Source organism: Virgibacillus proomii (assembly GCF_900162615.1).
GTDB classification, from domain to species: Bacteria; Bacillota; Bacilli; order Bacillales; family Amphibacillaceae; genus Virgibacillus; species Virgibacillus proomii.
This window is the reverse complement of the sequence record NZ_FUFN01000010.1, coordinates 2,279,812-2,292,621: the sequence shown is the minus strand read 5'-3', so window position 1 is coordinate 2,292,621 and position 12,810 is coordinate 2,279,812. Positions and strand designations below refer to the sequence as shown.

At 34.4% G+C, this 12,810-nt stretch carries 13 protein-coding genes; 6 read left to right on the top strand and 7 right to left on the bottom strand.

The window, feature by feature from the left end; all coding sequences use genetic code 11:
- Positions 1 to 123 precede the first annotated feature (123 nt).
- A complete protein-coding gene (locus tag BN1066_RS18165) occupies positions 124 to 903 on the bottom strand; it encodes a matrixin family metalloprotease (RefSeq protein WP_077321038.1) in 780 nt (259 codons plus the stop codon).
- 772 nt (positions 904 to 1,675) lie between these two features.
- Here BN1066_RS18165 and BN1066_RS20385 point away from each other — a divergent pair.
- The 3 genes from BN1066_RS20385 (at position 1,676) to BN1066_RS18155 (ending at position 3,171) form a co-directional block, all read left to right on the top strand.
- Positions 1,676 to 1,882, top strand: coding sequence for a hypothetical protein (locus BN1066_RS20385; protein ID WP_179104428.1), 207 nt, complete (start codon positions 1,676 to 1,678; stop codon positions 1,880 to 1,882).
- Positions 1,839 to 2,288, top strand: coding sequence for a hypothetical protein (locus BN1066_RS18160; RefSeq protein WP_077321036.1), 450 nt, complete (start codon positions 1,839 to 1,841; stop codon positions 2,286 to 2,288). Before BN1066_RS20385 ends, BN1066_RS18160 begins: the two co-directional genes overlap by 44 nt.
- Positions 2,289 to 2,967: 679 nt before the next feature.
- On the top strand, positions 2,968 to 3,171 hold the full coding sequence (locus BN1066_RS18155) for a hypothetical protein (protein ID WP_077321034.1): 204 nt from the start codon (positions 2,968 to 2,970) through the stop codon (positions 3,169 to 3,171).
- Between the two features lie 1,282 nt (positions 3,172 to 4,453).
- Here the strand turns inward: BN1066_RS18155 and sigK are convergent.
- A complete protein-coding gene (sigK, locus tag BN1066_RS18145; RefSeq protein ID WP_077321032.1) occupies positions 4,454 to 5,158 on the bottom strand; it encodes an RNA polymerase sporulation sigma factor SigK in 705 nt (234 codons plus the stop codon).
- Between the two features lie 883 nt (positions 5,159 to 6,041).
- Between sigK and murQ the strand changes: the two genes are divergently transcribed.
- The 3 genes from murQ to BN1066_RS18130 all read left to right on the top strand — a co-directional run bounded on the left by murQ (position 6,042) and on the right by BN1066_RS18130 (position 9,470).
- Positions 6,042 to 6,932: an N-acetylmuramic acid 6-phosphate etherase gene (gene murQ, locus BN1066_RS18140; RefSeq protein WP_077321030.1), complete on the top strand. Its 891-nt coding sequence runs from the start codon at positions 6,042 to 6,044 to the stop codon at positions 6,930 to 6,932.
- A gap of 16 nt (positions 6,933 to 6,948) precedes the next feature.
- Positions 6,949 to 8,328, top strand: coding sequence for a PTS transporter subunit EIIC (locus BN1066_RS18135; protein ID WP_077321028.1), 1,380 nt, complete (start codon positions 6,949 to 6,951; stop codon positions 8,326 to 8,328).
- 68 nt (positions 8,329 to 8,396) lie between these two features.
- Entirely contained in the window at positions 8,397 to 9,470 is a 1,074-nt protein-coding gene (locus BN1066_RS18130) for a DUF871 domain-containing protein (protein ID WP_077321026.1), read from the top strand.
- Between the two features lie 371 nt (positions 9,471 to 9,841).
- Here the strand turns inward: BN1066_RS18130 and mnhG are convergent, their stop codons facing one another.
- The 5 genes from mnhG to BN1066_RS18105 are packed head-to-tail and all read right to left on the bottom strand — an operon-like array spanning position 9,842 to position 12,809.
- On the bottom strand, positions 9,842 to 10,225 hold the full coding sequence (mnhG, locus tag BN1066_RS18125; protein WP_077321024.1) for a monovalent cation/H(+) antiporter subunit G: 384 nt from the start codon (positions 10,223 to 10,225) through the stop codon (positions 9,842 to 9,844).
- On the bottom strand, positions 10,206 to 10,517 hold the full coding sequence (locus BN1066_RS18120; protein WP_077321022.1) for a Na(+)/H(+) antiporter subunit F1: 312 nt from the start codon (positions 10,515 to 10,517) through the stop codon (positions 10,206 to 10,208). Before BN1066_RS18120 ends, mnhG begins: the two co-directional genes overlap by 20 nt.
- The gene (locus tag BN1066_RS18115) at positions 10,514 to 10,990 is read right to left on the bottom strand and encodes a Na+/H+ antiporter subunit E (RefSeq protein ID WP_077321020.1); all 477 of its coding nucleotides are present in this window, start codon (positions 10,988 to 10,990) and stop codon (positions 10,514 to 10,516) included. Before BN1066_RS18115 ends, BN1066_RS18120 begins: the two co-directional genes overlap by 4 nt.
- A 6-nt stretch (positions 10,991 to 10,996) precedes the next feature.
- A complete protein-coding gene (locus BN1066_RS18110; RefSeq protein WP_077321018.1) occupies positions 10,997 to 12,478 on the bottom strand; it encodes a Na+/H+ antiporter subunit D in 1,482 nt (493 codons plus the stop codon).
- The gene (locus tag BN1066_RS18105) at positions 12,471 to 12,809 is read right to left on the bottom strand and encodes a Na(+)/H(+) antiporter subunit C (RefSeq protein WP_077321017.1); all 339 of its coding nucleotides are present in this window, start codon (positions 12,807 to 12,809) and stop codon (positions 12,471 to 12,473) included. The genes BN1066_RS18110 and BN1066_RS18105 overlap by 8 nt, the downstream gene beginning before the upstream one ends.
- Between the last annotated feature and the right edge of the window lies 1 nt (position 12,810).

Sequence of the window (12,810 nt, the reverse complement as noted above, 5' to 3'; positions counted from 1 at the left end):
TGGGCAAAACAAGAAGGCTCTTCATGCCCTGCCTTCTTGTTATATTAACCTGAACACCGTTGAAGACAGCAGTGTTCCCTTTCTTATATTAAGAAACAGATCCAAATAATTGCTAAACCATAGTTATCGACTATAAATCCTTCTGAGGTCATTAATGTCGTTTTCGGTTGGCTTTGTAATTCTGATTAACCAATAGTTATTCATTATAGAATAATCTGACCTATGGTTCAGTTTTAATACATGTCCAATTTCATGAGTAGCTAGAGCTTCTAAATAAGAAGCGCTTCTTTGGTTTACTCTATTCCATTGAATGACTGTACCACCTGTAACATTTGAACCATAGGATTGCCACCATCCATATCCATCATAACCTCTGGCATAACCTTCCCCTAAAGTTATAGGGGCATTTTGTGATTGTGACAACCAAACAACACCGGTATTATTCCAGTTTCGTATAGCATTTTCATACGCCTGTATAAGAGCTGGAATATCTGTGGTAATTCTTACATTATACGAAACCAATGCTCGATTTGGTTGAGTTGGTTGATTGACATCCGGTGGGTTTCCATTAATAAAAGCTGATGAAACATAATACTTTACACCATTTCTCTCATAAAAAAACCATCTGTTATCAGGTGCGTTTGTCCAGTAGTCATAAAACGAGCTACCTGTCGTCCAGCCAGAAAACTGTACACGCGTATTTGGATATATCTGGTCAACGATACGCGCAGTATCTGACGGCGCAGTCCGGACATTTACCAGGATCGGGGCGGATACCCCGCTAAAATCAACGATGTATTCTGATTGAGCTTGCGCATTTGACGAATTTATAAAATGACCGTTTACAATAATAACAAACGTTATGGTGAGTAATAATATTTTACTTAAAGTTCTCTTTGACATCAAAGCCTGTCCCCTTATTGAATTTTTGTTTTCCAAGTTCAGTTTTTTCCATGACAAAAAGTGTATTTGTTGAGTATTATCTTCTACAGCTGCGTTCGTTTAGCAACGACGGATTCGCTTGCAATTTCATTTTTTTATTGTTGTATCGTTTCATCAATCCCTGTCCATCAAATAAAACGAATATGAATTTTGCGTCTGGTTCTCAACCATTTTATTAGATATACTATTTTTTCATTTATCTATGGTATCACCCCTATCGATTACAACTCTTAAGCAGCTGAAGAGCATAACTATTATAGCAAACAAAACTCCATTTTCCTGAGTTATTCATAGAAATTTACAATACTTTTAAACTTCATGTCAATTAAAGTTAGATAAATTGTTAAATATATAGGATCATGTAAAAACTCTGTAAAATAGGTTATAAAAATCATCGAAATAGTTCGGCTCTTAATACTATGTGAAGTATAATAGAAGTATAGAAAAGAGAAGAACAAGTGAAATACTTAAAAAAGTAGAGTCTTTACTACTTACAATCTTTGGTTATCAGTTCAAAAGCCATGGTTAGAGAGCTAGACATTTAAAAACATTTTAAAGATATTGTAATAAAAGAGTACAATGTACTTGCGATAAGAACAAATGTTCCTGTGTAGGTGATCAATATGAATACGAACTAAGAAAACTTGCTATTAATTTTATTGTTATTCCATTTTAATAGCTGTCTTTAGAAGGATCAAAACCATTTTTAGTTATCTCAGGATCTAACATATATTTGGATTTAACTGATGAAGCAATTAGACTTTCAAAAAAAGACCTTATCGAAACTAAGCAACAAATGTACAGCAAATACCGTTTAGGCATAAAAAGAATCGGTAAAACAGAATATAAATGGTTTAGAGCTAAAAAAGGAAGAAGAATAGAAAGGAGATGCAACTTTGACTCAATACTATTACATATCATCACCGCACAAGCTTTCTAAAGGTATTTTTGGTTCTCAACCTGTATCAGAAAAACAGTCTAATATCTTTAGTAATGAGCTAGATGCAATAGAACTAATATTTGAAGATAATTACGACTCTAAAACAAAAAAAAGATTTAAATATGTACCAATACTATCATTTAAATATCAAGTAGCTGTTTATAATAATTTTTTACCTATTAAAAATCATAAAATAGGAAACTCTTTCGAGGAAAAATGCTTACACTTACTATATGAATATCTCCATACTGCATTACACGAGAGTGGAATACTAGAATTTTGCACTTGTCTAAACGGTACCGAAGAACAAGGTAATTGGACTAAGAAAATCTTACATTGGTCTGATATAAAATCTCCTTATGATTTAGTTCTTAATGATAGAGAGATATGCGAGATGCTAATATAGCAGGCTAACAATAATGTCATTTTAATTTATTGAGTTTCCCGAAATATTGACATTCTGTACCCCATTCACTAGGATGGGGCTTTTTTTATTTCACACGCATTTTTTGCCCAACACAATCTTATTTACATCAATAGCCAAAGTATCTAAAAGCATGGTGTTCATTGTAGTTATGATTCTCATATTTTTTATAAAATTTAATTGGAATTTTTAACCAGACCCCAAAAAACGGATGGATTGAATAGCCTTGGATTAAACCAATTAAAAAATTGATATAGAATCTTCGTCCTCATCTTAGACCGGAAGTTAACAGGACCATTTCTTTATCCCTTCAACTTCTTTAAGGACAGGAATAGATATAAGAATAATTTATGTTGTTTTTGACAAAGTTCAGTTTATTTTACACGTAATTTCTGGCCTATATAAATCTTATTAACATCATTTAGCTTATTCCATTTTTGAATTTGTTTCTGCGGATACCATATTTAACAGAGATTTAAACAATTATTAACCATGATGGAATTTTTATGTATAATATAAAGTATCTGGATAATTTTGATCATTTAATATATTGAGCTTTTTAGTTTTAGGTACCCACACGATTACCTAAAAAATTAAACAATAAAGCTGTAGCCTTAAAAAGATGTGAATATATAAAAGATTCAAAGGAGTAAAAGAGTAGATGAAACTACAGTGGAATGTGAAAATAAAAAAACCAATGGTAGTGTATTTAGGTATTTTATTTTTTATATATTTTGTTCTTGGAATGCTTATTTTATTTTTTATGGATTTTTCCCCTATTATTAAATTTTTCCTTTTAGCTATTTTAATTTTCACGACACAATTTTTCAAAAAACGGGTTCAAACTAAAACAGTAAATAAATAATTAGTGGATTTTCATCATACTTTATATACTGCAATTTAAGAACGATGTAAACGGTTCTAATACTTCTTCCTTCAAAACTTTACATGATTGGAGCCGAAATAATTTAAATTTTTTAAACTAATTACTAAAAATTAAAAACAATATTATGATATAAAATGAAAGGATCCAACATATTACTATGTCATAGAATAGAACAGAATAAATATGTTTTTAAATATAAAGGAGAAATACAAATTGTACAGTTTTGAAATAGTAGAGATAGATAAAGAAAATTGAAATGATGGAGTTATTGCCTTTGAAGCAAGCCAAATTTAACAGAGTACATAAATAAAGGTAATTGGCTCTTTAAAACACATATAAATAATAAGCCAGCAGGTTTTATTGAATATTCTTCAAGAACCGTTACGGCAAAAACTTTTTAATTCTCTATTGCTTATGGGTAAATATTACTGGAAAAGGATATGCTTCAAAGTTAATCACTAAATGCATTGAGGATGCTGGAAAACAAATCAGGCAAGGGGTTATTGTTATTACAAATTCGGATACGTCTTGAACGATTAGTAAATAAGTTTTTATAAAAAACGGATTTTTTGAAATAGCTATTACAACTTATGCTTTTGAAATACTAGCTTATAAATTTGGTATTTCACATGAACCGTATTTTCAAACAATTGGGATGAACGACTAAAACCGTTTCATGTGTTAAAGGAGCAAAAAAATTTAGGGATATATGCAAATATTATTGAATTAAAAAGTAGAGAAGAATTGTTGACACTTTTACTGCCCCCTTTTGGAATATACGGAGTCATCTACAAAAGCAAATTAATTTCATTTCATAGTCTAATTACTTATTCTACTAAACAATTAATATAAATGGAGAACAATTTAGTTCGGATTCACCATACCAATGTATTAGATTAGGTTTTCTATCTTGAACAAATCAATTTGATATAATAAAGGCTGGAGTTATTTGGGGGGAAAATTGATGGGAACGATAAATTTACCCCGCATGTAAGGTGCCGGATTACTTCACTTCAAGAGTTGTAGGCGATACCGGGGAGTCTAAGAGTGTTCTACATCTATCAGTAGGAGATATGAGGAAAACTCCTACTGATAGAAGTTTCACTTTATTGTAGATCACATTAACAAAGTACTAGAGAATAGAGAAGTTAAAAACTACGGTATTTAATTGATTGTTACAGTAATTTAATTTGAAGACCTTCCCTGTATTTAAATTTCTGTTAGGAAAAAGATCATCTGTAAAAATTTAAAAAGACTTTCTTTACTGCCTTCTTTCTTTTCGGTAATATTCATGAAAGACCTTCATTAATGCTCGTTTTTCAATACGAGATACATAGCTTCTTGAGATGTTTAACTTCTTAGCTATCTCACGCTGTGTTAATTCTTTTTGATCGTTTAATCCGTAACGGTAAATAATTACTTCACGCTCGCGATTATCTAAAATTTCAAAGTAATCCTCTAATTTTTCTATTTCCATATTTAATTGAATAAATTCAATAATATTTTTGTTTTCTGCTTCTAAAATATCAATTAGGCTAATTTCATTACCCTCTTTATCTTGACCAATTGGATCATGTAAAGATACATCTTTTTTCACTTTTTTTAATGCTCGTAAATGCATTAATATTTCATTCTCTATACATCGAGCTGCATAAGTAGCAAGCTTCGTACCTTTATCAGAGGAATAGCTTTCGACACCCTTGATCAGTCCAATTGTACCAATTGAAATAAGATCTTCAGCATCCTCTCCTGTGTTTTCAAATTTCTTCACAATATGTGCTACCAGTCGGAGATTATGTTCAATTAATTTGTTTCGCGCTGTTTCGTCTCCATCTTGCATTTGCTTAATGTACTTTTTTTCTTCTTCGGGTGGTAAAGGTTGGGGAAAAGCATGGTTTTTGACATAGGATACGAAAAACATCGCTTCTTTAATAAAGAGTGCGAGGGCACTAAGAATGCCGGACAAATATATCCTCCTCCTCATGTATCAGTCTGGGCTATTGCCTATATTTATACTTATGTATGATCTGAATATAACGTGTCTGTCCGGTTAATAATCTACTTAATATTCGTTTTTTATGTCTTGTTAGAGAAGCAAATGATTGTTGGGATAAAATATATTTTTAATGCATATAGTTAGAGGGGAATTATTAGCAAATACTTGATTAGCTTATCTATATAAATCAGTTTAAACATTATCAGGAAATATTGATTTTATCCCGCATGTAAGGTGCCGTAATACTCCCACTTCAAGAGCCTTTAGTTGATACAAAAGGGTCTAAGTGGGAGAAAACGGTACCTAAATGCCCGATTCGTTCAAAGACCTTTAGGTCATACCCTTGTGGTACTACTAACATTCAGTAGGAGATGGAAGAAAACTCCTACTGAGCGGAGTTTCACTTTATCTCCATGGATTATGCGATATTTGGAAAAAGTATTTCTGAATCGCAAAGAATGAGTCCTTTAGTCGATAAATTTTGTCTTTAAATGGGTAGTGAAATACAAAAAGCATAATTTTACAAGTGGTTAGATATTTTTAGAATTTATAATCGATTTGTATGTATTTGTTAAAACATTAAGTAATCAATAAAAATCTTATTAATAAGTAGAAAAAAGTATGCTAGAAAGCAAGCTTTTATTTTCAGAAATAAACGGTTTAGCTGATGCCTTGTTGACCTTAGAATGTATGACTACAAACAATAACCATGACTGATCCCAATTTCACAGCTCTAATGTGTGAAAATAATTGACAAGGATATGAAATATTATTTCATGTTATTTTAAAAATAATTGACATAACGTTTTGAAAACGTGTACACTAAAGATAGTTAGATGAGGGAGTGAGTACGATGTTTGATAAGTTAAGCACAGAAACAAGGAACCAATATACTAAAAACCTGGATGAAATGTCTGTTATGGATATTATCACCATGATGAATAAAGAGGATAAGAGCGTACCAAAAATAATTGAAACACAACTTTCCTCGATTGAAAAAGCCATTCATTTAGTAATTCAGTCATTCAATCAAGAAGGAAGGCTTATATATATAGGCGCTGGAACAAGCGGAAGACTTGGAGTATTAGATGCTGTAGAATGTGTGCCGACATTTGGGGCAGAACCCGAGATGGTACAGGGACTTATAGCTGGTGGTGAGGCAGCTTTTACAAAAGCTGCTGAAGGTGCAGAGGACGACTCGCATCTGGGAAAAAAGGATTTACAAACCATCGGGCTTACCGAGAAGGATACTGTTATTGGGATTGCAGCTAGTGGGAGAACGCCTTACGTTATAGGGGCTTTATCATATGCAAGAGAACGGAAAGCTAACACTGTGAGCATAGCTTGCAATAAGGAGGCGAAGATGAGCGAGTATGCAGACATTACGATTGAATTAGAGACAGGCCCAGAAGTCCTAACCGGTTCTACACGTTTAAAAGCTGGATCTGCACAAAAGATGGTATTGAATATGATTTCAACAGCTTCCATGATACGCATTGGTAAAGTGTATCAAAATTTAATGGTTGACCTTAAGCCTACGAATCATAAATTGGTGGAAAGGTCAAAGCGAATTATTATGGACGCTACAGAAGTAGATTATAAGACAGCCAGCGATTATCTTGAAAAAGCAAAGCATAATGTAAAAGTAGCTATTGTGATGATCTTACTCCAATGCTCCTATGAGGAGGCAAGAGAAAAGGTTCTCCAAGCAAATGGTTTTGTGCGAAAAGCATTATTAAATTGAAGGGGAGGAGTTCGTAATGAAGAAAGAGGAGAGAATGGCACAAGAAATTTTAGGCCACATAGGTGGACAAGATAATGTACAGCGCATTGCCCACTGTATGACAAGATTAAGACTCTCTTTGAAAGATGAAACGAAAGTGGATCATGATGCATTGAAGCAGGTAGATGGGGTAATGGGCGTAGTTATTGATGAGACGTTACAAATTGTTATAGGTCCGGGAATGGTAAATCGGGTTGCGGAACAATTAAGCCAGATTACGGGACTGGGGATTGGCGAAGAAAGAGGCCCAGATGTAGATAATTTGACATTTGAGGAAAAAGCAGCACTGCAAAAACAACAAATAAAGCAAAAAAACAGAACACCATTTAAAAATTTTTTACGTCGACTTGCTAACATTTTCATTCCGTTAATTCCAGGTTTAGTTGCCTCTGGTATTATTAATGGAGGTGTCAACTTTGCGATAAACGCAGGTGCTGATGAAAAAACAACGATTATGAAAATTTTACTCCTTATTGGAAGCGGTATCTTTACGTACTTGGCAGTACTTGTCGGGTGGAATACTGCAAAAGAATTTGGTGGAACTCCTGTATTAGGTGCGATTGCGGGTATGTTCTTATTTAATCCATTGCTTGCCGATATTACGATCTATGGTGAGGCACTAGTTCCAGGACGTGGTGGACTATTTGGAGTCATTTTTGCAGCTTGGTTAATGAGCTTTTTGGAAAAACGAGTTAGAAAAATTATTCCAGCAGCAGTAGATATTATTTTCACTCCTCTCATTACTGTTTTGATTGTGGGGTTTGTTTCCTTATATGCAATAATGCCAGTAGCAGGGGTTCTATCGGACGGAATTACAAAAGGTTTAATAACTTTAATTGATATTGGAGGGGTTGTCGCTGGTGCAGTATTGGCTGGTTTCTTTCTTCCACTGGTAATGGTTGGGCTGCATCACGGATTAACACCGATTCATTTAGAACTTATAAATACGTATAATAATACAGCTTTGCTTCCAATTCTAGCGATGGCAGGAGCAGGGCAGGTCGGTGCAGCGATTGCCGTTTATGTGAAAACAAAAAATAATCGATTACGGAATATTATTAAAGGTGGTCTGCCGGTTGGATTTCTTGGAATAGGAGAACCCCTATTATATGGAGTTACCTTGCCCTTAGGACGCCCGTTTATTACTGCTTGTATGGGGGCAGCACTTGGGGGAGCTTATCAAGCGGTGATTCAAACTGCAGCTAAATCAGTAGGTGTTTCCGGTTTATCACTTATCCCATTAATTGATGATGGCAAATTTATTCCATACTTTTTAGGACTTGTTATCGCTTATGCTGGTGGATTCATTTTCACTTATTTATTTGGGTTCAAGGAAGAAATGGCGAGAGATATATAGATAATTGCAGGTATATCGAGGGAGGAACTCCTCTCTCGATTATTTAACAGACAAGGAGAATGGTATCAATGCTAGGAATTTCTGTTTATTTGGGTTATCAACAAATGAAGGAACAAGAAGCTTATATAAGAAAAATGAAACCATACGCGTTTGATTCGATTTTTACTTCTCTGCATATACCAGAAGATGACCCGGCCATGTATAAGGATCAACTGAAAGCATTAGGTTCTCTAGCTAACGAGTTAAATATGGAATTGATGGCTGATATTTCTCCAACTTCTCTTCAGACATTAGGATTTAATTGGAAAAATGCATCGGAATTAGTAAAGTGGGGCGTCACCGGTTTACGAGTGGATTATGGTGTAGATGAAAAAACCATTGCTCATTTATCCAAACAGATGAAAGTCGCACTTAATGCTAGCACACTAACATCTTCCACTTTAAAACAATTAAAACAAAACGGACTAGTAACAACATCAACGGAGGCTTGGCATAATTTTTATCCACGACCGGAAACCGGGCTAGATTGGGAGGATTTTTTAGAGAAAAATAAATGGCTAAAAAATGAAGGAATTTCCATCATGGCTTTTATCCCGGGTGATCAAAATTTGAGAGGACCACTTTATGAAAAGCTCCCTACTTTGGAAGCGCATCGTTTCGTGTCACCGTTTGCAGCCTATCTTGATTTAAAAAATAAAGGAAAGATTGAAAAAATATTAATTGGCGATAACGGAATTAGTGAGTCTACACTCGAACAGTTCACTGCTTACCAAAAGAAAGAAGAAATAATCCTTCGGGCAGTACCAGCTCCATCTGTTACAGAACAGGAAATTAAAGTAGCTTCAGGACGTCATACAAATCGAGCTGATCGAGCACGTGACTGTATACGATCGGTTGAATCTAGGCATTATGCTTCAATAGGAAAGGATAAAATTTCCCCTTCGCATTGTATAGAACGTTTAGTTGGATCGATTACTGTTGATAATGAACGTTATAAACGTTACCAAGGAGAAGTGCAAATAACGTTACGAGATTTACCAAGTGATAATCGAGTGAATGTGTTGGGAAGAGTAGTACCAGAGGATGTATTATTATTACGCTGGATTAAAGGCAATCAAACATTTCGAATTAAATGGATATAATTTACTTATCATAGAAAATAAAAACCATCTATCGTAAAAATTTCAATCCACTCGATAGATGGTTTCTTTTTAGGAAGTTGATTGGATGTCGCAAATATTTGAATTCGAATAAAAGGAATTTTTACAGTTACGTTGTCTTTTAGCTAAACATAACTATTATGCTCACTCGATTTACATAGCTTTGACGTATTGCTCTTGAAGGCTGATGTAGCATAATAATTCACTTAGATAAGTGGACGATTGTGATGTAGAGATTAACAAATTAGTCGATTATTTTCTAAAAATTAAAAGATGACTTCTACTGGAATGAGCAGAAACCATCTTTAATTTCCGATAAAAAGCCTACGTATGTTTCGTTAAATCGTATCCCTTTATCCTTGATTTTCTTCTTCTCTAAGCTGATCGACAGCTTCCTGATATTCGTCCTTACGTTTTTTAAGGTATGGCTTCACTCCGGCTGTATGGGCAGCACGACCAAGCATGTGCCCCCCAACTGGTGCTGTCAGCATAATAAACAGGATTGCCAAAAGCAGCTTACCACTAACAATAGCGTGTTCTACATAAAGGAAGATAAAGGCACCGATTAGTATAAAGGAGATGCCTAATGTAGAGGCTTTCGTAGCAGCATGCAGCTTTGTATATACATCAGGAAAACGGACAACTCCAATGGAAGCAGATAGTATGAAAAAAGTTCCTGCAAGAATACATAGGGCGATCAGCACATTTAAAATGATGTTAATCCAAGTCTCTATCAATGATAACACCCTTTTCTAAATATTTTGCAATTGCAAGCGTTGAAAGGAATGAAAGGATACCGATGAGCAGAATGACATCATTTAAATTTGGTGTAACCAGATAAATTGACATGATACCTGCAACAGCCATTAAGTTTATGCCCATTGAATCTAACGCAACAGCCCGATCAGGTTGAGTAGGACCTGTAATAACTCGATATAACAAACATGCTAGTGAAATAGATATTCCGATAAACGAAATAATTACAGCAATATTTATTAAGTTTTCTGAAGCAGTTAATATGTTTGTCATTGTGTCACCTCCATAATTGCTTTTTCAAATGTATTTTTTATGGAGCGAATGGATTCATTGCTGTCATTAATATTCATGGCGTGAATAAAAAGTTTCGTATTATCACGGGAAACAGCAACTGACAGCGTACCCGGTGTCAGAGTAATTAAGTTAGCAAGTAACGTTATTTCCCAATTGCTTTTAAGCTCTGTCGGCAGTGCAAAGATACCTGGCTCGATATCTGGTTTTGGTGTATAAACAAGCTTCACGATTTCAATATTTGATGAGACCAGCTCTTTAATAAATAACAAAATTAAATTAATAATTTTTATCACTCGTTTTAAATAGAAAGTGTCAGGAATAAATCGTCGCAATACAAGGAGAAGCACAATTCCTAATATATACCCTGAAATAAAGCTTGGAACAGAATAGGATTCTTTTAAAAACATCCACATGAATGCAATAATTAAGTTGATAACGATCTGAAAAGCCATTGGTCACTACTCCTTTAATACAGAATCAATGTATATTTCCGGATCAAGTAGATACGTAGCAATCGACTCGATGTGCGGATAGAATAATTCTGCTCCAACACCTAATAATACAGATAATGCTAGTAGGGAAACAATAGGTGTTAATAAGCCGTTAATAGGTTTCTTTTCTATATGCGTCATCACTTCTTTATCGCCCCAAAAGCCGTTAATAAAGATTTTTACAATGGAATATAGGATAAGAAGACTTGTAAGTAAGCCAATCATAACAATGGCAATTTTTCCTTCTTCAAATGCACCTTTTAATAATAACAGCTTACCAATAAAACCGCTGAATGGAGGTAAGCCTGCTAATACAGCCCCGGATAGGAATAATAACCAGCCCAATGATGGATAATGATGAATAAGCCCACCCATTTTTCGTAGATCGGAGGTTCCAGCGACAGATGCGATTACTCCGACTAATAAAAAGAGCGCAGTTTTAATAATCATATCATGAATTAAGTAATAGATAGATCCGCTTATTCCATCTGGATTTAAAACACCAATACCTAAAATGATAAACCCGATTGCCGGAATAATATTATAAGCAATAATTAGTTTTATATTCGAAGTAGATAATGCACCAATTACGCCAAAGATCATCGATAAGCCAGCGATCCAGATAAACATGTCATGTGTTAAATCAGTTTTATGGATAAAGATAAGAGAAAATGTGCGTAAAATCGAGTAAATTCCTACTTTTGTCAGTAATGCGCCAAATAGGGCAGATATGACCGGATTCGGGACAATATATGATTTTGGCAACCAGTAATATAATGGAAACAAAGCTGCTTTTGTAGCGAAAACGAAAAACAATAGAATCCCGATAGTAGTAATGATTCCCTGCTGTTCAACTTGTTGAACTCTCTCTGCAATTTGTGCCATATTTACGGTACCAACAACTGCATATAGAAATGCAACAGTGGTAACAAAAAGCATAGAAGAGAATAAATTAATTAACAAATATTTTAGGGATTCTCTTAATTGTACCTTTCCACCACCAAGTACGATTAAGCCATAAGAAGCCATTAAGAGCACTTCAAAAAATACAAATAAGTTGAATAAGTCTCCGGTAATAAATGCTCCGGATACACCTGTGATAAGGAAGAAGAAAAAGGGGTAGAAATAATAAATTTCCCTTTTTTCTAATCCTGCATGCGGTGCATAGAAAGCACATGCTGTTGCAATAACATTTGTTGTCAACACTAATATCGCTGCTAATCCATCCATTACTAAAATAATCCCGTAAGGTGCGATCCAGTCCCCGGTATTTAAAATGATCGTACCGTTTTCCAGCACATACCAAGTGATATAACCGGCAGTTCCTAAACTTATTAATGAAAACAGCTTTGTTAATGCCCTAGATAACTTCACCTTGCGATGAAAGAAAATTAGAATGATAGCTGATATTAATGGAATAATGATTGGTAATACTGCTAAATTACTCATTTTCGTTACCCCTTAACTCTTCCATATTGTCTGTATTATTTTCCTGAGAAGCCCGATAGGCTAACACCAAAAGGAGACTTGTAACACCAAAGCTGATTACAATAGATGTTAAAATCAGTGCCTGTGGCAACGGGTCCGTATAATTAGAAATACCTTCTATTAATATTGGAGGTTGTCCAGCTTTTAGCCGTCCCATCGTTAAAATAAGAATATGCGCACCATGAGAGATAAGAGCTGTACCAATGATAATTCGTATTAATTGTTTTTGTAATAAGTTATAGATCGCAGTTGCAAACAAAACTCCTGCTAATATGGATGTAATAATTTCCATA